Source organism: Eubacterium sp. AF34-35BH (assembly GCF_003477765.1).
GTDB lineage: Bacteria > Bacillota > Clostridia > Lachnospirales > Lachnospiraceae > Eubacterium_G.
Genome location: NZ_QUDZ01000003.1, coordinates 231,674 through 255,626 on the forward strand (window position 1 = coordinate 231,674; position 23,953 = coordinate 255,626).

Annotated in this window: 24 protein-coding genes and 1 tRNA gene; 5 read left to right on the forward strand and 20 right to left on the reverse strand. The window is 32.9% G+C overall.

What is annotated here, in order from left to right; all coding sequences use genetic code 11:
* Nucleotides 1-9: 9 nt before the first annotated feature.
* The 9 genes from DWZ69_RS04675 to nifS all read right to left on the reverse strand — a co-directional run bounded on the left by DWZ69_RS04675 (nt 10) and on the right by nifS (nt 9,513).
* Nucleotides 10-960 (reverse strand): L-lactate dehydrogenase, encoded by a 951-nt coding sequence (locus DWZ69_RS04675; RefSeq protein ID WP_199640862.1) that lies wholly within the window; start codon nt 958-960, stop codon nt 10-12.
* Nucleotides 939-1,076, reverse strand: a complete 138-nt coding sequence (locus DWZ69_RS12055; RefSeq protein ID WP_158561038.1) for a hypothetical protein — start codon at nt 1,074-1,076, stop codon at nt 939-941. The genes DWZ69_RS04675 and DWZ69_RS12055 overlap by 22 nt, the downstream gene beginning before the upstream one ends.
* Nucleotides 1,076-2,248, reverse strand: coding sequence for a M20 family metallopeptidase (locus tag DWZ69_RS04680; protein WP_118436285.1), 1,173 nt, complete (start codon nt 2,246-2,248; stop codon nt 1,076-1,078). Before DWZ69_RS04680 ends, DWZ69_RS12055 begins: the two co-directional genes overlap by 1 nt.
* A 317-nt stretch (nt 2,249-2,565) precedes the next feature.
* Nucleotides 2,566-3,855 (reverse strand): O-acetylhomoserine aminocarboxypropyltransferase/cysteine synthase family protein, encoded by a 1,290-nt coding sequence (locus tag DWZ69_RS04685; RefSeq protein ID WP_118436287.1) that lies wholly within the window; start codon nt 3,853-3,855, stop codon nt 2,566-2,568.
* Nucleotides 3,856-4,053: 198 nt separating this feature from the next.
* Nucleotides 4,054-4,986, reverse strand: coding sequence for a cysteine synthase A (gene cysK / locus DWZ69_RS04690; protein ID WP_118436289.1), 933 nt, complete (start codon nt 4,984-4,986; stop codon nt 4,054-4,056).
* Nucleotides 4,987-5,570: 584 nt separating this feature from the next.
* Nucleotides 5,571-6,659, reverse strand: a complete 1,089-nt coding sequence (gene mnmA / locus DWZ69_RS04695; RefSeq protein WP_117998813.1) for a tRNA 2-thiouridine(34) synthase MnmA — start codon at nt 6,657-6,659, stop codon at nt 5,571-5,573.
* Between the two features lie 83 nt (nt 6,660-6,742).
* Nucleotides 6,743-7,657 carry a quinolinate synthase NadA gene (nadA, locus tag DWZ69_RS04700; RefSeq protein ID WP_118436291.1) on the reverse strand — a complete coding sequence of 305 codons (915 nt, stop codon included), beginning with the start codon at nt 7,655-7,657 and terminating at the stop codon, nt 6,743-6,745.
* Nucleotides 7,658-7,882: 225 nt separating this feature from the next.
* A complete protein-coding gene (gene nifU, locus DWZ69_RS04705; RefSeq protein ID WP_022164753.1) occupies nt 7,883-8,269 on the reverse strand; it encodes a Fe-S cluster assembly scaffold protein NifU in 387 nt (128 codons plus the stop codon).
* 62 nt (nt 8,270-8,331) lie between these two features.
* Nucleotides 8,332-9,513 carry a cysteine desulfurase NifS gene (gene nifS, locus DWZ69_RS04710; protein ID WP_022164752.1) on the reverse strand — a complete coding sequence of 394 codons (1,182 nt, stop codon included), beginning with the start codon at nt 9,511-9,513 and terminating at the stop codon, nt 8,332-8,334.
* 478 nt (nt 9,514-9,991) lie between these two features.
* Between nifS and DWZ69_RS04715 the strand changes: the two genes are divergently transcribed.
* Complete coding sequence (locus DWZ69_RS04715; protein ID WP_118436293.1) at nt 9,992-10,729, forward strand: cell wall hydrolase; 738 nt, start codon at nt 9,992-9,994, stop codon at nt 10,727-10,729.
* A gap of 93 nt (nt 10,730-10,822) precedes the next feature.
* Here the strand turns inward: DWZ69_RS04715 and DWZ69_RS04720 are convergent, their stop codons facing one another.
* Both DWZ69_RS04720 and DWZ69_RS04725 read right to left on the reverse strand, forming a co-directional pair.
* Nucleotides 10,823-11,233: an RrF2 family transcriptional regulator gene (locus DWZ69_RS04720; protein ID WP_117998809.1), complete on the reverse strand. Its 411-nt coding sequence runs from the start codon at nt 11,231-11,233 to the stop codon at nt 10,823-10,825.
* 167 nt (nt 11,234-11,400) lie between these two features.
* Nucleotides 11,401-11,937, reverse strand: coding sequence for a phosphatase PAP2 family protein (locus DWZ69_RS04725; RefSeq protein WP_117998808.1), 537 nt, complete (start codon nt 11,935-11,937; stop codon nt 11,401-11,403).
* Between the two features lie 335 nt (nt 11,938-12,272).
* Between DWZ69_RS04725 and DWZ69_RS04730 the strand changes: the two genes are divergently transcribed.
* Both DWZ69_RS04730 and DWZ69_RS04735 read left to right on the forward strand, forming a co-directional pair.
* A tRNA-Gly gene (locus DWZ69_RS04730) sits at nt 12,273-12,344 on the forward strand.
* 399 nt (nt 12,345-12,743) lie between these two features.
* Complete coding sequence (locus tag DWZ69_RS04735) at nt 12,744-14,459, forward strand: hypothetical protein (RefSeq protein ID WP_118436295.1); 1,716 nt, start codon at nt 12,744-12,746, stop codon at nt 14,457-14,459.
* A 752-nt stretch (nt 14,460-15,211) separates the two neighbouring features.
* On the opposite strand, the gene DWZ69_RS04740 is transcribed toward DWZ69_RS04735, so the two are convergent.
* On the reverse strand, nt 15,212-15,496 hold the full coding sequence (locus DWZ69_RS04740) for a hypothetical protein (protein WP_118436297.1): 285 nt from the start codon (nt 15,494-15,496) through the stop codon (nt 15,212-15,214).
* 41 nt (nt 15,497-15,537) lie between these two features.
* Nucleotides 15,538-15,723, reverse strand: coding sequence for a hypothetical protein (locus tag DWZ69_RS04745; protein WP_117998806.1), 186 nt, complete (start codon nt 15,721-15,723; stop codon nt 15,538-15,540).
* 298 nt (nt 15,724-16,021) lie between these two features.
* On the opposite strand from DWZ69_RS04745, the gene DWZ69_RS04750 reads away from it, so the two are divergent.
* Both DWZ69_RS04750 and DWZ69_RS04755 read left to right on the forward strand, forming a co-directional pair.
* Nucleotides 16,022-16,693 (forward strand): response regulator transcription factor, encoded by a 672-nt coding sequence (locus tag DWZ69_RS04750; RefSeq protein WP_158561037.1) that lies wholly within the window; start codon nt 16,022-16,024, stop codon nt 16,691-16,693.
* A gap of 2 nt (nt 16,694-16,695) precedes the next feature.
* Entirely contained in the window at nt 16,696-18,273 is a 1,578-nt protein-coding gene (locus DWZ69_RS04755; RefSeq protein WP_118436299.1) for a HAMP domain-containing sensor histidine kinase, read from the forward strand.
* Nucleotides 18,274-18,307: 34 nt separating this feature from the next.
* On the opposite strand, the gene DWZ69_RS04760 is transcribed toward DWZ69_RS04755, so the two are convergent.
* The 7 genes from DWZ69_RS04760 to DWZ69_RS04790 all read right to left on the reverse strand — a co-directional run bounded on the left by DWZ69_RS04760 (nt 18,308) and on the right by DWZ69_RS04790 (nt 23,891).
* Entirely contained in the window at nt 18,308-18,829 is a 522-nt protein-coding gene (locus DWZ69_RS04760) for a hypothetical protein (protein ID WP_118436301.1), read from the reverse strand.
* A gap of 238 nt (nt 18,830-19,067) precedes the next feature.
* Nucleotides 19,068-19,745: a hypothetical protein gene (locus DWZ69_RS04765; protein WP_118436303.1), complete on the reverse strand. Its 678-nt coding sequence runs from the start codon at nt 19,743-19,745 to the stop codon at nt 19,068-19,070.
* A gap of 122 nt (nt 19,746-19,867) precedes the next feature.
* Nucleotides 19,868-20,746, reverse strand: a complete 879-nt coding sequence (locus tag DWZ69_RS04770; RefSeq protein WP_118436305.1) for a WYL domain-containing protein — start codon at nt 20,744-20,746, stop codon at nt 19,868-19,870.
* Between the two features lie 187 nt (nt 20,747-20,933).
* Nucleotides 20,934-22,157, reverse strand: coding sequence for a leucine-rich repeat domain-containing protein (locus DWZ69_RS04775; RefSeq protein ID WP_118436307.1), 1,224 nt, complete (start codon nt 22,155-22,157; stop codon nt 20,934-20,936).
* A gap of 119 nt (nt 22,158-22,276) precedes the next feature.
* Nucleotides 22,277-22,684 (reverse strand): hypothetical protein, encoded by a 408-nt coding sequence (locus DWZ69_RS04780; protein WP_117998799.1) that lies wholly within the window; start codon nt 22,682-22,684, stop codon nt 22,277-22,279.
* Between the two features lie 106 nt (nt 22,685-22,790).
* On the reverse strand, nt 22,791-22,985 hold the full coding sequence (locus DWZ69_RS04785) for a chemotaxis protein (protein WP_118436309.1): 195 nt from the start codon (nt 22,983-22,985) through the stop codon (nt 22,791-22,793).
* Nucleotides 22,986-23,135: 150 nt separating this feature from the next.
* Entirely contained in the window at nt 23,136-23,891 is a 756-nt protein-coding gene (locus tag DWZ69_RS04790; protein ID WP_118436311.1) for an exodeoxyribonuclease III, read from the reverse strand.
* Between the last annotated feature and the right edge of the window lie 62 nt (nt 23,892-23,953).

The following is a 23,953-nucleotide window of genomic DNA, read 5'->3' on the forward strand; positions in this document are numbered from 1 at the left end:
TTTTTAACTTTAAATAGTCTCTGCCATTTTTATGTGCTCTCTTATAATATCACAGGATTTTGCAAACTGCTTATTTTCCTCTTCTGTCAAATGAAGTTCCACTACACTTTCAATGCCATTTCTACCAATGATACATGGCACTCCTGCGTGAACATTTTTCTGACCGTATTCCCCTTCAAGTAAAGTTGATGCAGGAAGTATTCTGTGTTCATTTGTTAAAACAGCCTTTGCCATATCAGCAAGTGCCGCACCTATGCCAAATTCAGTTGAACCTTTTCCGTTAATAATATCCATTCCACGCATATGTGTGCCTTCAACTACTTTTTCTTCAGAAAATTCTTTTACTCTTCCCTTATTTTCTGATACAAATTCTTTATAAGGCTTTCCAAATATTGTCATGTGAGAAAAAGGAACCATTGATGAATCGCCATGTTCTCCCATTGCAAAAGCTAGAACGCTTCTTGGATCTACATTACATAAATCTGCAACGGTTCTTCTTGTTCTGGCTGTGTCTAATGATGTACCTGTGCTAAACACCTGATTTTTAGGCATATCAAGCCCTTTCCTTACATAATCAGCTATTATGTCGGCAGGATTAGTAATTGTAATTACAATACCATTTATTTTCACTTGCTTTAAGTTTTCCACAACATCCTTAATACATTCAACTGATGCCCCTAATGTATCAAGTCTTGTCTGGCCCGGTAGCCTTGGTACCCCTGCTGCAATTACAATAATATCTGCATCTTCACAATCTTTGTAATCTCCAACTCTTATAACCGGTGCCGACTGTAAAAATGCCACACTGTCAGCTAAATCCATTGCCTGACTTTTTTCTTTTTCCTTATCTCTGTCAATAAAAACTATCTCGTCGCATATATTTTGAAAACTCAGTGCTGCTGCACAATGAGTTCCCACGTGACCTGCTCCTATAATAACTATTCTTCTATTTGATAACATGATATCGTCTCCTTTGTGTCTGTTGCTTTTCCAAAAACTATACCCTCAATAACTACTGCTGATATTGAAAACAGCATAAATTTTATCATTCTAATTACTTCTTTTTTGTTATTCACTAATTTTCTCCCAGCCATCTTGTTGCCAAGTGAGCCATAACCGAGGATCCTATAGGGCAAACTTCTTCATTAAACTTTACTTTTGGATGATGAACAGGATAATCACCTCTCTCATCCATAAAACCTGCCGAAATATATAAATACGTGCTTGGTATCTGTTCAGCTATTACTGCAAAATCGTCTGAAGCACTAGCTGTAACATCAGGATACGGTATCATTTCAGGGCCGTTAATTTCTTTAATATACTTAACAAACTCTTCCGTAAGTTTGCTATCGCATGTTATTGTAGGCACTTCATATATCATTTCAATACTTGCACTGCCACCATAAACTTCTGCAGTTTTTTCTGCTACTTCTTTTATTCTGTTAACAATTTTTTCTCTCATTTTGCTATCGTTTGTTCGAAGAGTGCCTTCTAAAACTGCTGTTTCAGGTATAATGTTTGCTGCTGTACCTGCCTGAAATTTTCCAACTGTCAAAGCAACTGCTTTTGAAGGATCACTTTCTCTTGCAACTAACTCCTGTAATGCCAAATGAATGTGTGCCCCAATGTTGATTGGATCTATTCCCACATGAGGATATGCCCCATGAGAACCTTTTCCCTTAGCAGTGATTTTAAAGCCGTCAACTGAATACATCATTGTATCTTTGCTGTTATACATATAAGTTCCAATTGGGATTCTACCAACTACCACATGAGTTGCAAGTGCTACATCCGGTTTTGGATTTTTAAGCAAGCCATTTTCTACCATGTCCTTGCTACCTTCAAAAATTTCTTCTGCCGGCTGGAACATAAACTTAACAGTTCCCTTTAGTTCTTTTTCGTTTTCTTTTAACATTCTTGCTGCTGTTAATAACATGGCTGCATGAAAATCATGGCCGCAACAATGTGCCGCATTTTTATTTTTGCTGGCAAAACTTTCGCCACTTTCCTCAGTCATTGGAAGGGCGTCCATATCTGCTCTTAGTAAAATAACTTTTCCACCTCTACCTACTGTTGCGGTTACACCATGGCCACACTTTTCAGGTTTTAAGCCATACTCTTCTAACTTCTTCATTATATATTCAACTGTGTTTGGAAGTTCCAAACCTACTTCTGCATTTTCGTGTATATAACGTCTGTTAGCTACTGTGTCATCGTTTAATTCTACTGCTCTTTTATAATAATCCATATACAACCTCGCAATATATTTATTTAATTTTTACTACTTAATTTGTTCAATTTTCATTAATTTATTTATAAAATCATCGTGTCTAAAGTTCTTATTCTAACTGTCCTCTAATATGAATGAACTTAACCTTAGCACACACGAAATAATTTTCGCGAAACAAATATTAATACCTATAACGATTTTATATTATTTATTTTAAAAATCAAGTACACATTCATTTATGTGGTACTTATAATATTTTTAAAAAAATCAAGGCAGACATAAACAGTTTCCCGTCTATGCCTGCCTATATATTTTTCAATCAATTGTTATGTTAATTACTGAAGTGCCTTAAATGCTTCATCTAAGTCTTCAATAATATCATCAATGTTTTCTGTACCAATTGATAATCTGATTGTGTTTGGATTAATGTTCTGTTCTGCTAATTCTTCAGCTGTGCACTGGCTATGTGTTGTTGTTGCAGGATGAATTACTAATGACTTAACATCTGCAACGTTAGCAAGTAATGAGAATAACTGAAGATTATCAATAAACTTATGAGCTTCTTCCTGACCACCCTTGATATCGAAAGTAAAGATACTTGCCCCACCATTTGGGAAATATTTTTCATATAACCCATGATCTGGGTGATCTGGTAATGATGGATGATTTACTTTTTCAACTAATGGATGATTTGATAAATATTCAACAACCTTTTTAGTATTTTCGTTATGTCTTTCAATTCTAAGAGATAATGTTTCTGTACCCTGAAGTAATAAGAAAGCATTAAATGGTGAAATTGTTGCACCTGTATCTCTAAGTAAAATTGCTCTAATGTATGTTGCAAAAGCTGCAGGACCTGCTGCTTCTGTAAATCTTACGCCATGGTAACTTGGGTTTGGTTCTGAAATTCCAGGATATCTTCCGCTTGCAGCCCAATCAAATGTACCACCGTCAACGATTACACCACCAAGTGATGTTCCATGGCCACCGATGAACTTAGTTGCTGAATGAACAACAATGTCTGCTCCATGTTCGATTGGTCGAATAAGGTATGGTGTACCAAATGTGTTATCAACTACTACAGGAAGTCCATGCTTATGTGCAATTTCAGCGATTGCATCAAGATCAGGAATATCACTGTTAGGGTTTCCTAATGTTTCAAGGTAGATAGCCTTTGTATTTCCCTGAATTGCTCCTTCAACTTCTTCTAAGTTATGAGCATCTACAAATGTAGCTGTGATACCGTAGTTTGGTAATGTATGTGCTAAAAGGTTTGATGTACCACCATAAATTGTCTTCTGGGCAACAATATGTTCGCCTGCTCCTGCTAAAGCCTGAATTGTGTATGAAATTGCTGCTGCACCTGATGCAACTGCAAGACCCGCTACACCACCTTCAAGTTTTGCGATTCTGTCTTCGAATACACCCTGTGTTGAATTTGTTAATCTACCATAAATGTTACCTGCATCAGCTAATCCAAATCTTGCTGCTGCATGTGCTGAGTTCTTAAATACATAAGATGTTGTCTGGTAAATTGGTACTGCTCTTGAATCTGTTGCCGGATCCGGCTGTTCCTGTCCTACGTGTAACTGTAATGTTTCAAATCTATAATTTCTTTCGCTCATTTAAAATCTCCTATCTGTTTTTCTTGTTTACTATACTTAATATAATTTCTTATTCAATTGTATTTTGTTCTTTATTTTGCAATATATTTTTGCTAAAATCAGTGCTTTTATCTAGCTTTACATTAACTGTCATTATAAAGCCATGTTTTCTTTTGTTATTCTATCTTTGGTTTATTTTTTTATATTTCTATTTAATTTCTACTGGAATAAAGCTGTGCTGTAGTATCTGTCTCCTGAGTCAGGAAATAATGCTACAATAGTTTTTCCTTTGTTTTCAGGTCTCTTTGCAAGTTCCTTTGCTGCAAATAATGCTGCACCTGATGAAATACCAACTAAAACACCTTCTGTTTTCGCAATTGCCTTACCTGTTTCAAAAGAATCTTCATTTGATACAGGAATAATTTCATCATAGATTTCTGTATTAAGTACATCAGGAACAAATCCTGCACCAATACCCTGAATCTTGTGTGCTCCAGCTTTGCCTTCTGAAAGAACAGGACTGTCTTTTGGTTCTACTGCAACAATTTTTACGTTAGGGTTCTTTGATTTCAAATATTCACCTACACCTGTAACAGTACCACCTGTACCAACGCCTGCAACAAAAATGTCAACCTTCCCATCTGTGTCTTCCCAAATTTCAGGTCCTGTTGTTAATCTATGAACCTTAGAATTTGAAGGATTTACAAACTGTCCAAGAATTACTGAACCAGGAGTTGCTTCCTTTAACTCTTCAGCCTTAGCAATTGCGCCCTTCATTCCCTTTGTTCCGTCTGTTAAAACAATTTCAGCACCGTATGCTTTAATAATGTTTCTTCTTTCAATACTCATTGTTTCAGGAATTGTAATTACTACTTTGTATCCCTTTGATGCGGCAACTGCTGCAATACCAATACCTGTGTTTCCTGATGTTGGCTCAATTAAAGTTGCTCCTGGTTTAATCTGTCCGCTCTCTTCTAAATCTTCAATCATCTGAAGAGCAACTCTGTCCTTAACACTTCCTGCAGGATTTAAATATTCAAGCTTTGCTAAAATGCTTGCGTCCTTAACTCCTACGCTTTCCTGATATTTATTTAATTTAAGTAGTGGTGTCTTACCAACTAACTCTGATGCACTTTCGTAAACTTTTGCCATTTTTGTTTCCTCCAATTTTTTTTATAAAACTTTAATTCAATAATTTGATATTTCCTTTAGCTTTCTTTTGACTTACATTTAATTGGCTCATCGGTAATCTCAAATCATTACTTCTTATTATATATTAACTGCACATTCGTGCCTTTGCATTTCCTATGTAACTTCTGACACAACAGTATGTTTTTCTCATTTTGTAATTATACGCTGTCTTTGTCTTGTTCATTACCTTACTCCTTTTTAATTCCTTGTTATAAGAAATGTTTTATTTCCTATATGTTTAGTAGGTTTTGTTTACAATAGGAATGATACAACTTATTTCCTACAATGTCAATAGGAGATATTGACTTTTTTTAAAAAATATTTATTGTATATATATTTAGTATGTTTTAAGATGTTTTTTATATTTTCTATTTTACTATATTGAATCATATGTTAAAACACCAATTATTTTGTAAAAAAGCAACTTCTACTTAAAACTGTTCTTCTTACTAAACTTTATGTTTTGTAAAAAATAGTTTAAATAGAAATTGCTTTTTGTTCATATATTATATTTTGGGTGTTAGCTCTAATCTTAATTGATAAATTTATACCTGGCTGTTCATTGATTTCACTATAGCACCGCCACCTAAAACAACATCGCCGTTATATAAAACAACTGACTGGCCTTTTGTAATGGCTCTGATTGGTTCATCAAATGTAACTTTTACGTCACCATTTTCTAAAACTTCTGCTGTTCCTTCTGTTAATGGCTGATGGTATCTTGTTCGACCACTGATTCTTATAGGCTCTGTTGGAGTTTCACCTGAAATCCAGTTAAAATCAGATGCGATTAACTGATTAGCAAACAAGTCTTTATTTCTACCAACTACAACTTCATTTGTTTCCGGTCTGATTTCTAATACATAATGTTTTCCATCACGATTAACATTAATTCCTTTTCTCTGACCTACTGTATATCTGTAATAACCATTGTGATGGCCAATTACTTTTCCATTAATATCAAGGAAATTACCTCTGCCAACTTTTTCATGAGTATATTCTTCTATAAACTTCATGTGATTACCGTCAGGAATAAAACAAATATCCTGACTATCGTGTTTGTTGGCGTTAATTAGTTTATGCTCTTCTGCAATCTTTCTGATTTCGTCTTTTGTATATTCCCCTAAAGGAAACATTGTTCTGCTTAATTCTTCCTGAGTCATATAATAAAGAACATAACTTTGGTCTTTTGAGTCATCTATACCTTTAAGAAGTTCGTACTTGCCTGTCTCTTCGTTAAATCTGATCCTTGCATAATGACCTGTTACGATAACATCACAGCCTAACTCTTTGGCTCTTCTGTCTAACTCGTCAAATTTCAAATATCTGTTACAGTCAATACATGGATTAGGTGTCATACCGCATTTATAGCAATTAACAAACTTATCCATTACCTTTTCTCTAAACTGTGCTTTGAAATTGAAAACATAATATGGAAATCCTTCTTGAAAAGCAATACTTCTTGCATCTTCAATATCACTTAATGAACAACATGTTTTTTCATTAGAAATATTAATATCCTCGTTGTCGTAAAGCTTCATTGTAACGCCTATTGGATCATATCCTTTTTCTTTCATAAAAACTGCTGCAACGCTGCTGTCAACACCGCCACTCATAGCTATTAATGCTTTCATATTTTCCTCCTAAATTTTCTATAGGATTTTGATAATAACATAAGGCTGAAAATACATTTCAGCCTTATACTCATTATTTTAATTTATCCCATTTCAATCATTTTGTCGATACATTTCTTCGCTTTAATTCTTGTATCTTCATCCATTTCAATTACATCACCACTAATACCCTTACAACAGTTTAAAACATCTGTTAAAGTTGTTGCCTTCATATTGTGGCATACACAATCTTTTGACAATGGATGGAAAATCTTATCTGTACATTCCATCTGTAAATGAGTTACGATAGAATTCTCTGTACCAATAATAAATTCCTTATGATCACTTTTTCTTGCATAATTCATAATTCCTGTTGTTGAGCCAACATAATCAGCAAGTTCAACAATTTCAGGTTTACACTCAGGATGAACTAACAACTGTGCGTTAGGCCATTTTTCTTTTGCCTTCTTCACATCTTCCTTACTCATTCTTGCATGAGTTGGACAACCACCTGAAAGTAACTTGAATTCTTTATGAGAAATCTGCTGTGAAACCCAATCACCTAAATTACAATCCGGTATAAATAAAATCTTGTCATTTTCAATCTTATTACAAATTGTAACTGCTGAAGATGATGTTACGCAAACATCGCATATTGTCTTCAACTCACTTGTTGTATTAATGTAAGCTACAACTGTGTAATCCGGATAACTTTTCTTAACCTGTTCGATTAAGTCCTTGTCCATCATTTCTGCCATTGGGCAACCTGCATCAGCATTTGACAAAATAACTTTCTTATCAGGTGATAAAATCTTAACTGTTTCAGCCATGAATCTAACGCCACACATAATAACTGTTTTTGCATCAGTTTTTGCCGCTTCAACAGAAAGTCCAAAACTGTCACCTGTAAAATCTGCCACTTCCAAAATTTCAGGATTCTGATAACAATGGGCTAATATACAAATATCTTTTTCTTTTTTTAACTTAATAATTTCATCTTGAATTTCTTTAATACTCACTTTTCTCTTCCAATCCTTTTTTGTTTTTAATCTTATGAATTATAAGCTTGTAAAATCAGTCAATCTTCATACGCCAAAACATAGCCAGTGGCATCCTGCACATCACGCCCAATAGGTGTCAGGCATAAATGCGTATCAACCGTATATATTATGCCAGCCTCTGTCTTGACAATCGACTCTTTATTTAATCACACAACAACCTAGAATGCAAGAGAATTAATGAAATTATTTTACTTCTCCAGCTTCTTTTTTCTTCTGATAATCTTCAATAGCTGCCTTAATAGCTTCTTCAGCTAATACTGAACAGTGAAGTTTGTGTGCTGGCAAACCATCTAATGCTTCAGCTACAGCCTTGTTTGTAAGTTCAAGTGCCTGACTTAATGGTTTTCCCTTAATTAATTCTGTTGCCATTGAGCTACTTGCAATAGCTGAACCACATCCAAATGTCTGAAATTTTACATCTGAAATAATATCATTATCTACTTTTATAAATATTTTCATTATATCGCCACATTTAGCGTTTCCTACTTCTCCAACACCGTCTGCGTCGTCGATTGTTCCTACATTTCTAGGATTCATGAAATGATCCATTACTTTCTCACTATATAACATATTAAATCTCCTTTCAATACAAAATTGCTTTTGCATCTAATCACAATATATATTAATGTACTTTATTTGTTGTTCTTTTCTTCCATCATTCTTGACCATACCGGTGAAATACTTCTTAAGTAAGCAACTACTTCTTTTGTTTTTTCAACAATGTAGTCGATTTCTTCTTCTGTATTTTCAGCAGTAATTGTAAGTCTAAGTGAACCATGAGCAATCTCATGAGGTCTTCCAATTGCAAGTAATACATGGCTTGGATCAAGTGAGCCTGATGTACATGCAGAACCTGATGAAGCTGCAATACCTCTTGCATCTAATAATAATAGAAGAGATTCACCTTCAATACCTTCAAAAATGTAATTTACATTACCTGGAAGTCTCTTCTCATGATCACCATTTAACATTGAATATTCAATTTCTGATAAACCTTTGATCAATCTGTCTCTTAAAGCTGTTTCCTTCTTTGCATTTTCTTCCATATTAGCACAAGCTTCCTGTAAAGCTACTGCCATTCCTACTATTCCCGGAAGATTTTCTGTACCGGCTCTCTTACCTCTTTCCTGAGCGCCACCTTCTATTACATTAGTAAGTGGAACAGTTTTTCTGGCAAATAAAACACCTACACCCTTTGGTCCATGGAATTTGTGACCTGAAATTGAGAGCATGTCTATGTTTAATTCATTTACATCAATCTTAACATGACCTGCTGCCTGAACTGCATCTGTATGGAAAACAACACCATGTTTCTTACAAACTGCACCGATTTCCTTAATTGGCTGTAATGTTCCGATTTCATTGTTGGCAAACATAATTGTAACCAATGCTGTATCTTCTCTAATTGCATTTTCAACATCTTCTACATTAACAACACCGTTTTCAGGCACATCTAATAACGTAATTTCAAATCCTTCTTTTTCTAATTTATTTAAAGTATGAAGAACTGCATGATGTTCAATTTTTGTAGAAATAATATGTTTCTTATTTCTTAATGCACCAAGTTTAGCAGCTGAAATAATTGCCTGATTGTCAGCTTCGCTTCCGCCTGATGTGAAATATATTTCTTTAAAGTCCGCACCAATGCACTTAGCTATATCAACTCTCGCCTGTTCCAAAACTTCCTTAGCCTTCTGTCCAACGCTATGTAAGCTGGATGGATTTCCGTAAGCTTCTTCATTTGTTTTAATCATCGCATCAAGTGCTGATTTACTAATTTTAGTTGTTGCTGCATTATCTGCGTATATATACATAATACTTTCCTCCTTATTAATTCCTATTAATTCACTAGGAATTATATAGCCTTATTCAAAATTTGTAAATACCTTTTCAAAACTTTTTCCTTTGTTTCTTATAGGAATAACCTTTTCTCTATATATTCTACACATTTTTTAATTTTTTACAATTCTTTTCCCAATGTTATATATAAGGTTAATAGGATTTTTTTTAATCTTTATTTTTGACATTTTTCTGTAAAATATTCTTAGTGACAAATTATAGTGAAAAATGCCCTAATCTACCCTTGTTTATATATTTATTATAGGTTTGTATAAGGTAAGTTTACTTTGAGCATACCGAAATATCCTACTAAAATAAGTAAATAATTATTAGGAAATTACTGGAATATGGCATTATTATTACATTAATAACCTTGACAAATTACAAATTTTACGGCATAATTGACATTCGTGAGACAAATGTAATAAATTTGTAACAAATTTGGAGGTTATTTTGAAAAAGAGATTTTTAAGTTTAGCACTTTTACTTTTTACATCATGTGCAGTAAGCACTATGACTGTTAAAGCGGCTGAACCTACACAGCAGACAACAGTTCAGCAGACAGCATCCACTACTCAAGTAACAGCCACACAAACAGTAAAAGTAAACAAAAATGTAAAAGCATACAAATTACTTAAGATAAAGAAAAAAAAGATGAAGAATTACACAATAACATCAAGCAACCCAAGAGTTGCCACTGTTTCAGCAGCAGGTGTTATAAGAGGTGTTAAAAAAGGTTCTTCTGTAGTTACATTGGTTTCGAATGCAAATCAGAAAACATACGCTACTATTAATATTAAAGTAAAAAATAATTACACAAAGAAACAGTTAAGATTAATGTCTGCTATTATTTATAGCGAAGCCGGTGCTGAATGTTTCGCCGGAAAAAAGGCTGTTGGTATTGTTATTATGAACCGTGTAAAATCTAAAAGTTATCCAAACTCATTAAATGGTGTTATTTATCAGCCTTATCAGTTCGGTCCTGTTAGAAATGGTTCATTAAAAAGATCATTAGCATTGTACGATAACAAATCTTTAAATAAAAGTTGTATCACAGCAGCAAAGAGAACTCTTAACGGTGATAAGAATGTAAGATATAAGAAACAGACTATTAATATGTCAAGCTACTTATTCTTTAGTGGATATGTAAGTGGTGCGAGATTATCAATTCAAAGTCATCAATTTAAATAAGCAACAAAAAAAACATCCAATGGATGTTTTTTTGTTGCTTATTTTTAATTTTTTATTCTTAATTTTTTATTCTTAATGTATCTGATTCTTCTTTTAAGAAATTTTCTTTTCAATTACATCTTCTAAAGTTACACTATCAAGATAATCATTTATAACTGAATCTAATTTCTGCCAAAGGGGAAGTGTTACACACTGCTCTGCTCTTTCGCATATTTCACCTTCTTCTAAACAGGTAACCGGTGCCAGTGAACCTTCAGCTAATTTGATAATATCACCAACTTTATATTCAGCCGGTGTTTTTGCTAATTTGTATCCACCTGACTTTCCTCTTAAACTATTAACCATACCTCCTTTATGAAGTAGCGAAACTATCATTTCCAAATATTTCATGGAAATCTGCTGTCTTTCTGCCACATCCTTTAAGGAAATATATTTTCCATCTGCATTTTGTGCTAAATCAATCATAACTCTCAATGCATATCTTCCTTTTGTTGAAATCTTCATTTTTCTGCCCTCTTTATATGTTATATATTTTAATGTTTTCTTTTTATATTTATTTTATTAAATATAATGCCTATTTTTCTGCATAATACTTATACCAGCGTCCTTAGTTTTCGAATCTACACTTCTCTTTACAGTTTCAGAATTATCTCATTTTTTGAATCATTTAATTACTTCTTACTATATATTCTTGCTTCAATAATCTTATTTCCTACATAGTATGTAAACAAGCCTATTATTAAACCAAGCAATGCTCCACCTAACACATCGGTTGGAAAATGCACATATAAATATAGTCTTGAAAATGCTATGATAACTGTAAGTGGTATAACAACTATACCCCATTTTTTCTTATATAAAGTAAGAATTGTTGCCGCAATCACTGAAGCCTGTGTGTGACCTGATGGGAACGAATAATCCTTTGGTATGCTAATAAGCATCTGCCAATCCTTATTAATCCAACATGGTCTTGATCTGGCTATTACATTCTTTAGGATGCCATTTCCTATTATAAGCCCCAGTAACATTCCTATTAAAACTAAAAAGCCTGCTTTACGATGTTTTTTAGTCAATATTAGGCATACTGCAATTATAATCCAGACAATGCCACCATTTCCAAGTACCGTTATCTTTGGCATCAGCCAGTCCATAAAACTTCCACCAAATATCTTTTGTATACCGTCTAATATGGTCCAATCAATTGCCATAAGCCGACCTCACTTCTCTTTTTTTACAACACTACTATTAAAACACAATCCCCTGCTTTTGTCTATTTTCATTTATATTTTTTCTATTATTTTTATAGGATTTTAGTTTTTGTTTAAATTCAAATCAGAATGTTTAATATTTGCAATTATATTTAATGTATATCATTATGTTAATTTCTGTGTATGTTTTGTATTTGTTTTTTGGTATGATTTATTAGTAAAAATAGTGATTGTAAATTTTTTTTAATTTTTTTGTTTTTTTTGTTGACAAAAGTTAATTCATACTGTATTATATATCTTGCGTGTGACACACAAGACATCACACAGTAAGCAATGCGCGAGTGGCTCAGTGGTGGAGCACCTCCTTGCCAAGGAGGGGGCCGCGGGTTCGATCCCCGTCTCGCGCTTCTTTTTTTGCAATAAAAAGGGTACCTTAACAGGTGCCCTTTTTTATTGCAAAATCTAGCCTGAGTTCAGGCTCGAAGGTTCGATTTCTCGGCTGACGCCTAGGTCGTTGCTTCTGACTCCGTCAGAGGTGTCCACAGGACACCCGCTTCTCGGCTGTCGCCTCGGTCGTTGCTTCTGACTTCGTCAGAGGTGTCCACAGGACACCCGCAACACGTCTCGTACTTTTTTTGCCATTTTTAGGATTTTTTTGTGTTTGTACATATATATGGAAAATCTTAAAATTAAAACACTTTTCTAAAAAATTAATCCCTTATATAAAAATAAGATACTAACACATAACTTTTTATAAGTGTATAATTACAATGTATATTTAATCAAATGAAAGAGAGGTTTATGAAATGAAAAGATTAAAGAAATTTGGTGCGATTATTTGTGCCATTGCAATGATAGTATCTTCGATTACATACTATCCAACAAGCAATGTAAGTGCAGCAACATCATTACCTAAGGAAGTAATAGGACTTGTTGCTGTTAGCAAAAGTGGTTCGGATACAATTGAAAATGCAATTATGTTTGCATGGGCAGGAGCCGATGACCCAGCAAATGTAGCTGGATATGATCCAACAGTTACAGCAACAGTCATTTATATTTACAAGGATGGAGAGTTAGTTACAAAGATTGGCAATGCTACAAAAGGCGGTGTAGTAGGTGGACTTCCAGCAGGTTCATATACAGCGCAGGCTGCAAATGTAAACAGCATGGGTGAGGGAACATTATCAGAAAAAGTTAGCTTTACAGTAACAGGAGCAACTCTTAATTACACATATCCTGTTGATTGCATAGGTCCAAAAACACCGGCAGGATTAAGTTATATTACAGGAAATCCGGAAGTTCCTGCTGACAATCCGGCGCAGGCAGACAATAAATTAGGTGTTGCATGGGCACCATCATCAGAAGCAAGTATTCCATCAGCAGATTCATCAGTTGTAGGTTACAATTTATATTTATTTGATGCAAAGACAGGTACACCTTACAGACGTGTATATGTAGATGGAATTACCAAATCAAATGTTATATTGGAAAGTGTATCATCAGGTGAATATCTGGCATATTTATCAGCAGTGGATGCAGAAGGCAGAGAGTCAGCTTTGGCGGCACCATCATTTGGTCAGTCATCAAAGGTTACTGTTAAAGGTGAGGTTATAGATAATGCACAGTCATTTGACAAACCAAATCAGCCAACATTACCACTTGGACTTTCAATTTTAACAGAAGGTATAGACTATGGATTTACTATTGCATGGTCTGATGTGGCAGATTTAACAGGTCAGAGATTGAATCTTTTTGTAGATGGTGTTTGTATTAAGGTAGGAATCAATGGGAATGTGGCAAGTTACTATGAAAACAGACTTGCGACAGGTACATATGAAGTAGAAGTAAGATCACAGTATACAAGTAACAATGTAGAATCATTTGGATTAAAGAAAACTGTGTCAATTAAAGCAGACCCTGGACTCTCAGGAAAAACACCTGCAGAGCTTGCAGATCCTGCATATTCAGAATACGAGGAACCAACTACAAATCCAACAACTACTACAAATCCAACAACTACTGCAGAACCAACAACTACTGCAGAACCAACAACTACTGAAGAACTAACAACTACTGCAGAACCAACAACTACTGAAGAACTAACAACTACTGCAGAACCAACAACTACTGCAGGACCAACAACTACAAAGCCACAGGATTCAAATACAAATGCACAAACAACAACTAAAAAACAACCAAGTCAGACTACAAAAAAATCATCTGTAAAGGTTGGAAAGGCAGTTGTTAAAAAAGCAATTAAAAAGAAAAATGCTAAGAAAATAAGTCTTACATTGAAGAGAGTTAATGGTGCAACCAAGTACAAAGTACAGATTGCAAAAGATAAGAAGTTTAAAAAGACAATAGTGACAAAAACAACTAAGAAATTGACATATAGTGTATCAAATAGCAAGTTTAAAAAGGCTAAAAAATTGTATGCAAGAGCAAAAGCCATTGTTGTCAAAGGAAAGAAAACTTATCAGGGCAAATGGTCAAAGCCAAAGCAGGTTAAGATAAAAAAATAAAATTATAAACAGTTAAAAAGGAGGGAAAGCCAAAATCCGGTTTTCTCTTCTTTTTTAATGCTTTGAAATAGACAAACAGCCATATGACAAAACGTTACCTCAAGGATTGCAGTTCTACTACACACAAAATGATATTTCAATGGATTCATTTATGTTCTTAGTTAATGATACATTTGTTCGACCTCGAATTTTTGAAAAACGTTTGAGAACTTTATGTGATAATACAAACATTAAATATCGGTCTGTTCATAAGATAAGAAAAACTGTATGCTCTACTCTGATTGATTCACTTTAGGGTTCGATACCCGTCTCACGCTTCTTTTTTTGCAATAAAATGGGTACCTTAACAGGTGCCTTTTTTATTGTAATATCGAGGCTGACCTTAGAATCGACGGTTCAATTTCTCGGCTTCCGCCTCGGTCGTTGCTTCTGACTTCGTCAGAGGTGTCCACTGGACACCCGCAACCCGCCTCGCGTTTTTTTGCCCTTATTTAAAGGGCTTTTCTTGTATTTGAAACCGTTTGCGTTGCATAAATTTAAATAAAAAATTTATGAGCACCTAATCTTTTTTCGATAACTAGATTATATCAATCCTCTGGCCATTCTTTTAAATTCTTACTTTCCTCATCTGCTTTTTTCACACTCTCCTCCAACGCTTCTGGCGAGAGCCCATGTGAATCCCAAAAACATCTTTTTTTAAAGTATCTACTTCCATATTATACCTTTCTTTTTAGCATTTAATAATATTATGTTTATACATCAACAATAATCTTTTCTAATTCGTCATCTGTCATATGTGCTATTTTACCTGCAAGCTCTACAATTTCCATAAAATCCTGTGATGAATCATAATTAACCTTTTTCCCTTGATACCAAAGTGGTTTATAATTAATTTTAGCCTTTATTCCCCTACTATATATATTTACAAGATATGCACGCTCTAATTCGAATTCTTCCGGGGTCATATCATTTCGCCAAAAAGGTTCTTCCATCATTACATATGAAGCCCAATCACTTTGTTTTTTCATCATATACATTCACTCTCCATCTATTTTTGTTTCCACAACGGCTTATATGTTCAATTGCGAACTTCTTTACAATGATTTAAATAGTATTGTTTTTCTTCCAGATAATCTCTAACAGTCATCCCCGCATGAACAAAAGGATACTGATTTAAAAGAATTGGATTAAAAAATTCAGAAGTTATTTGATTACATTGTTCTTTTGTATACTGTACTCCATCATATTCAAACATTTCACTCATATTCTTTCATTCCTCCTTTTGTCATGCCCTTTATCAGCTACTACTAATGCTGAAAAGTAATGCCCATACCTGGTAAATGTAGCACTACTTTGTAAATTTTGCATACTGCCAGAGGCTAGATTACATCTAGCTTTCGTTTTCTCTTCAACTATATTGTAACAAATTGTTCAACCAAGTTTTTATGTAAAACTTATCGCAAATCATTTATCCTATTCATCAAAATTTTTTTATTTATGTTATTATGTACATAAAGAATACACATGAATTAATTATTGTTTCAACTGTAAGGAGAATATATATGGTTTACAAAGTATTGTTAGCAGATGACGAGCAAGGTTTACGGGACATTACAAAAAAATATTTAGAACGAAACGGATTTGATGTAATCACTGCCAAAAATGGTGCCGAGGCAATAGCCGCAGTTGATAAAAATGTATTTGATATTATTGTATTAGACATTATGATGCCTGAAATTGATGGCAGGCAGGTTTGTCAATACATTAGAACAAAATATGATGTGCCTGTTATCTTTCTTACCGCACTAGGTAAAGAACAGGATGTTATTCAAGGCTATGAAATTGGAGCAGATGAATATGTTACCAAGCCATTTTCCATGCCAATACTTATGGCGAAAATTAATTCATTGGTAAAAAGATACCATGGTCTTACAATCAAAAAAGGTTTAATAACAATTGGCAATATTCAAATCGAGCCTGCCAGACGTATTGTGACAGTAAATAAAAAAGTCATTTCCATTGCTCCAAAAGAATATGAGCTTCTAATGTACTTTATTGACAATAAAAATCAGGTACTTAGTCGAACCCAGATTCTTGATGCTGTATGGGGTTATGATTATGAAGGTTATGACAGAGCCGTTGACACTCATGTAAAAAAACTTAGAGCAATACTTGGAGAGGAAAACCATTATATTCATACAATTATAAAAGGTGGATATATTTGGAGGCAATAATAATGAAAAATCACTACAAACGTTTAAAAGTAAAATTAACAGTTATGATATTTGTTGCAGCAATATTAGGCAGTCTTAGTTTGACACTATATAAGGCAATAGAAATTCAAGATGATTATCTTACCGATATGTATAATGAATATTGCACCAGAGCAGACAAAGCCTATAGAGCTACTCTTGTACTAGACCAAAAGAAAGATGATAGAACAGCAAGTTCTTATTTTTACAGAGAATTATCTAATGCAGGACTTAATTATCATATTGGCTTTTATGCAGTCCTTACGAATTTAAATGGGAACGTTTTAGCTAACACACAGAATATGCTTATTGTTGATAACGAAACTAACGATACTCAAAAATATATTCTTTTAGGTGGACAAGTTGATGAACATTCTATCAAATACGATTTATTACACTACATCAACTCTACCGAAAAAGTTCACATCAAAGGATATGAAGATGAATCTTTTATTTATCCGGAAAAAATCACATTTGAATGTTTGAGTCATGAAAAAAAACATACTCTAACTTTATCAAATAACAATGTGCCATCTGATGCAAAAAAGATTGATTATAAAATAAATGGGTACTATCTCCTAGCCAATGACAGATTTTCTAATAAAAATGTAGTTAATAACGAAGCCAAAACTCTTGTTTACAACGTTATAAAAAATCCTGCCAGTGATGATAATGTAGAATATGAAAACAAAAACATCTTTAAAACAACAATAATTTTAAAAGACAATCACAACAATGGCATGGGGTACTACAATGTGTACAGTGCTACGGTTATCCACCCATTTGAAATGGCTGTAAAAGAATTAATGTTAGGAATTGTTCTGATTGTTTTCGCAGCTATTGTACTAATTATTATAATCAACATACTAATTAACAAGACTATTAAACAACAGGAAAAATATGACCAAATGCGTAATAATTTTACCAGCGGTGTTGCACACGAATTTAAGACACCACTTGCATTAATTAAATCATACACAGAAAACTGGGACTATATAGAAGATGAAGACAAACCACTATACAGCACAAAAATCAATAATGAAGTAGATAAACTAAGTGATTTGGTAACCGATTTTCTTGAATTATCAAGACTGGAAGCCAACAAACGCCCACTTAATTTTGAGACTATCGATTTAGTCAGTCTTACTAATGCTGTTATCAATTCGTTACGTCCAATTATAGCTGAGTCAAATTTAGATATTAATTTTAAACATAATGAATCAGAAATATTAATTGATGCTGATCTTGAAATGATAAAAACAGTGATTCAAAACTTTGTTACGAATGCTATTAAACACGCAACAAATCAAATCATTATTAACGTTGAAAAATCAAGCAAAGGTGTTAGCCTTTCCGTCTCTAATAATGGTGAAATGATTAATAAAACTCAAATCGAAAAAATATGGGATGTTTTCTACAAAACAGAACTCAAAAAACATAACCGCCTTGGTAGCTCCGGTATTGGTCTGTCAATTGCCAAAAACATATTAATGCTACACCATTTTGAATATGGATGTAACAGCAATAAAGAGCTTACTACATTTTGGTTTAAAACTAAATAAACGAAAACACACAATTCCAATGTCTATAGTTTTTTCACCTATAGGCATTGGTTTTAATTGACATCGATAATTGATTGGCTGATAATTTTCCATCCTGTCTTAACCAAGCAAGCACTTCATCTTCAATTCCTGCTATATCTTCAGCACAAAGAAAATCGTCATCTAAAATCATTAACAACTTATAATATCTTTCCAATACAGGTGTTTCATTATCGTAGAATTCTTCTATGATAACATTCACTATAGCCCCCGACTCAATATCTTCACCTTTCCCATTTTTTGAAAACATAAAATTTTCTATTTTTCTAATAGCTGCATCCGAAAATCCTAAAAGTTTCATTCTGTTTGGCAAATACATTTCTTCTATTATAGATTTGTCAGGATTAGCATCTCCATTTTCACACAATACTGCAAAGTAGTTTTCATCATACTTATCATCAATCATAACCCACGCATTTGATATTTGATTGCAAAATTCCATAGCAACCATTTGAGTTGCCTCATACTCTGTCGATATTCCACCAACCGGAAAGTTTGCAAATTGATTAATTTTCAATATTATCTGTATAATGTCCTCCGGGATTTTCTCTTTCTAATGATAAGGAAATAATATAGCAAAAGTTTTAACCGCTAACTTTTAAAAAAATTCGTAATCAAACTCTTCACATTCATATAAATCTTCCAATAAAGTATCCCAATGACATTCTAATTCAAAAATATTTTCTTTTTCATCTTTCATCATTTAAATAATCTCCTTTGTTCTTTGTTTTTGTTTGTGCTTTTATGATTTGTGATTATATATTATCAACACCTTCTTTATATTTTTCCCATTTTATTCTTGCGGCAGGATGATAATATTTGTTTACTTTCGGCTTACACTCCAACTCCTGAATTATTTCCTCAAGAGTATTTACATAAGCTTTATTTTTTCCACAACAAATACATATTTTTTCGGGTGAAATTATTTCTATTTCCCTTTTTATATACTCCTTATACTCATTAATGTACTCATTTAAAACACTCTTTAACTCTGATTTTGCACCTCCTCTTTTATTTATATTCATGTATGCAACCGCTTTCAATTCACTCTCACCAAATTTTTCAAATGATAATTTGGTTAACTTTCTTTTAATATTATGATTTATATTATCTATAACAATTTTTCTAAACCAAAACTCACCATTATCTATTTCTACAGTATTATCTTCTAAGTTTTCGTCAAGCATCCATTGACCATTTGCCTCTTTCAATATGAACAGTATTTTCTTTCCATTATTCCAAGCCTCTTTATCTATTATTCCATCTGGAGTAAATGATTTAGCCGGATTGATTTTTTTCAGATTCTCATGTTCCATATACCTTTTTAAATAGCTACTCTTGTCCTTCTTCCCTTCATTCCATTGTTGCCATTCATCTGCCTGCTTCCTTCTCCATTCATCAAATAAATTATCTAATTGTTCTGTTTTGCTCATAATCATTCTCCTTTGTCTCTAATTTTTCCTGCCTGCTTAACCATGCCTAATAGTCCCACGTAAGCTTTATTTTTTTGTCCATAAAAACTATCTATTATTTCAGTCAGTCTTTTTTATTTCTTCTAATTTTCCTCGTACTTATCCATTGCTGCTTTTAAATCTTCCTTAATGTTATCGACCAGATTTTGTGGACTTAATACCTTTACATGCAATGCATACTGTAACGCCCATTTTCTCATTGACATTTCATTCACGTACACCGAGCATGTTACTTCATCGTCTGTTTCGTCCATGAACTGAACCTCTTTTCCAAACCAGTCAAAAATTTCACTCAATATGTATTTTTTAGCTTTAAACTTCACACGTATGCTTTCGCCGCTAAACATATATATGTGTTCCATAACATGTTTTGGAAGATCAATTCCGTTTTCCAAACCTTTAACCTGTTTTTGTGGTTTAACTTTTTCTTTTAAAATTTTTATATCTGTTATTCGGTCAACTCTAAAATGAGCCACGTTATCATATTTATCCACATTACAAATTAAATAGTATTTGTCATTGACAGCCACCATTTGATACGGATTAATTATATAAGGTTCACTTTTTCTTGGATGAAGTTTCTTGTCCATTCCGTATTCATTGTATGTAAAAGCAACTTTCCTGTGTTTTGTTATTGCTTCATCCAATATGTCCAATGTAAAAAATAGCTGATTACTGCGTGGCATATTGTCCGGCAAATTCTGAATATGTTTAACACGTGATTTAAAAAATTCATTAGACAATCCCTCAATCTTTGCAATCATGTCTTTGCATTGTCTAGCCGGTAAATATCTGTTAAACAATAAACTGTCAATTAGAAGTCGTAGCTCACTGTCCGTAAATTCTCTTTTTAAATAAAAGTCAGATAGTATCGAGCTCTCTTCCTTAACTCCCTCTCTGTTTTTTACATAACGAACTGTCTTTGTGTATTCAATTTCATATCCAAAATCAATAAGATTCATAATGTTTCTTTTGATAGTTTTTCGTTCAACAGTAGTGTTATATTCGTTCTTTAATATTTCTGTTGTCTTTATAAAGCATTAAAAATAGATGCGACATTTTTGCCTCATCTATTTTAAATTTCTCTATTAGATTACAATATTTTTTACATTATTTTTTCAATGATAAATTACAACATTTTTTACAGTATTATTTCTCCATTCTCACAACATTTACATTATCATCACAATGTAAAGTTTCTAACAGAACATTATTGGATAAGTCCAGCTTTGTAATTTTATTATTAGCACAATTAAGTTCTTCTAAAGCTAAATTTTTTGATGTATCCAAATTGGATATTTCATTATATCCACAATCTAATTTTTTCAAGCGTGGATTATGTATAGTATCTAAATCTTTTAATTTATTATTTCCACAATATAAAATTACCAAATGTTCATTGTTTGAAACATTTATTTGAACTAATTCATTATTATTGCAATAAAGTGAAACTAACTGTTCATTGCCAGCTACATCAATGTTTTCAATATTACAATAACAACAATTCAATGAAGATAATTCTTTATTGTTTGTTACATTCAATGATTTCAGTTTATTATTCGCACAACTAAGAGCTTTTAACTTCTGATTATTTGTTATATCAAGACTTGTTAATTGATTTTCGAAACATTCTAGTACTTCAAGTTCACTACTGTTCTCCACATTTAGGCCAGTCAAACTGTTGCCACTTACATTTAATGTTCTAAGTTCACTTAATCCTGTAATATCCAATGTGCCTGCTAGTTTTTTGTATGTCCAATTAATACTAATAAGTCTACCATCTGACCATGTATATTCTTCTTTGTTTGAAACATCTGTGTTTACTGTTGCACCACTATTCCTTTGATTTTTAATTATTTCTTGTAATGCGTTTACATCATTTTCATTTAATTTTGTATTTTCCGTTTCAGGAGCCTTCGTTGTTGTCTCTTCTGTTGCCCTTGTTGTTGTCTCTGGTACAATTGTAGATTCCTGTTGGTTATTCTTTGAGGTTTGTTCCTCCTGCTTTGTAGTTGTAGGAATATTTTCTTTTATAGGTTTCTTTGTTAGTTTGCTAACTTTTTTTGCTTTTTTTACTGTAATTTTACACTTATATTTCTTTTTTCCTACAGTGGCAGTAATTGTAGCCTTTCCACTTTTTTTACCCTTTACTTTTCCTTTTTTTGTGACTGTTGCAATCTTCTTATTTGATGTTGTCCATTTTACTTTCTTTTTATTATTTTGCACCTTTAAAGTAACTGTTTTTCCAACATAAATAGTTATTTTGGTTTTGTTAAGTTTAATTTTTGCCGCACTTACATTTATTGTAGGTATACTAGCAAATACTAGCAAAACCGCAAGAGCTATTGATGTTATTTTTTTTAATTTGTTCATAATTAGTATTCCTCCTTTATTAAATATTAGTATGTACTACATATTAAGTTCTTTTATTAAATTACTTTCCATATCAAGTAACTCGCTAACGTAAACTATTACAATTTTCCTATCAATATTTAATCCCTTAACCCATAAGCAATTATTTTATTATTTGAAGCATCAACATATACAACTAAATCTCCTAATATTGCATCATCTGTTTGATATATAATTTTAAAACTTTCCTCTGGCAATTTTTTATTTTTATCAACTAACGCAATGTTCTTTTCAGACTTAATGTTAATTTTTTTAACTTTCGCCTCATTAATGTTCACTACACTTTTTTTATCATTATTACCTAACTGTGCATACACAGTATTTATAAGCTTTTTGTAGTCTTTAGTTTCAGTAGTTGTTTCTGTTTTTTCTACAGATTTCTTTTCAGTTATATACCTTACAGCTTTTTCTTTATTATCACTTGTATTGCAACCTGAAACAGATAACATCAAACCACAGATTACACCCATTAAAATAATTTTTTTCATCACTAAACCTCCGATTATCTTACCAATATTTTTTTACTCATCTTTTATTCTAAATAATACTATCAGACCATCAGTCTATATAGGTTGATGGTCTGATAGCATTAAATTACTTATTCTCTTCAATAAATTCTGTCATCATTCTTGTAAGCTGACTTGCTTTACTTACTCCTAACTTATCACATGTTTCTGCAAACGCATCTGCCACATCTTTTTTCAATTTGTATGTTTTTGCAACGTATCCTGCTTTTGCATTCCACTTCTGCGATGCAAGTGTCTGACTATTTGGTTTTCCCTTCGGCATTTTTCTGTTCTCCTTTATACTTCTATATAACAATAATTTATATTGTAACTCCCAATCTTGCCATTAATGCTTCTTGTAACACCTTTGAAACATCTATATCATATATTTCTGATGGACTAATTATTTTTCCATTTTCTTAATATAGCCTTTTTACATCTCCACTTCCAACTCTATAGGACAATGATCCGAACCCATTACATCTTTGTGAATATCTGCGCCCTTTATATTCTTCTCCAGTGCTTTTGAAACAAGAAAATAGTCTATGCGCCAGCCTGCGTTCTTTTCTCTTGCCTTGAACCTGTATGACCACCAACTGTAGCGGCCTTCATCTTTCGGGTAAAAATATCTGAATGTGTCAATGAAACCGGCTTCCAAAAGCGTTGTCATTTTTTCTCGCTCTTCATCTGTAAAACCGGCATTTTTTCTGTTAGTTTTTGGATTTTTTAAATCGATTTCTTTATGAGCAACATTCAAGTCTCCACATATAATAACCGGCTTTGTTTCTTCCAATTTCTTGAGATAGGCTCTGAAATCATCTTCCCATTCCATTCTGTAATCCAAACGTTTTAGTTCATTTTGTGAGTTTGGTGTGTAACAGGTAACCATATAAAACTTTTCAAACTCTAAAGTTATTACTCGCCCTTCCTTGTCATGTTTCTCTATCCCAATACCATAACTTACTGACATAGGTTCTTTTTTTGTAAAAATAGCAGTTCCTGAATAGCCTTTCTTTTCTGCATAATTCCAATACTGATAATATCCGGGCATATCAATTTCTAACTGCCCAGCCTGCATTTTTGATTCCTGTATACAAAAAATATCTGCATCAATTTCGTTAAAAAAATCCATAAACCCTTTTGTTACACAAGCTCTTATTCCATTTACATTCCATGATATTAATTTCATTTTTCTTCTCCTCATTTTTCTACTAGCATTAATCAATTTACTTAATTTCCAGTTTAACAAAT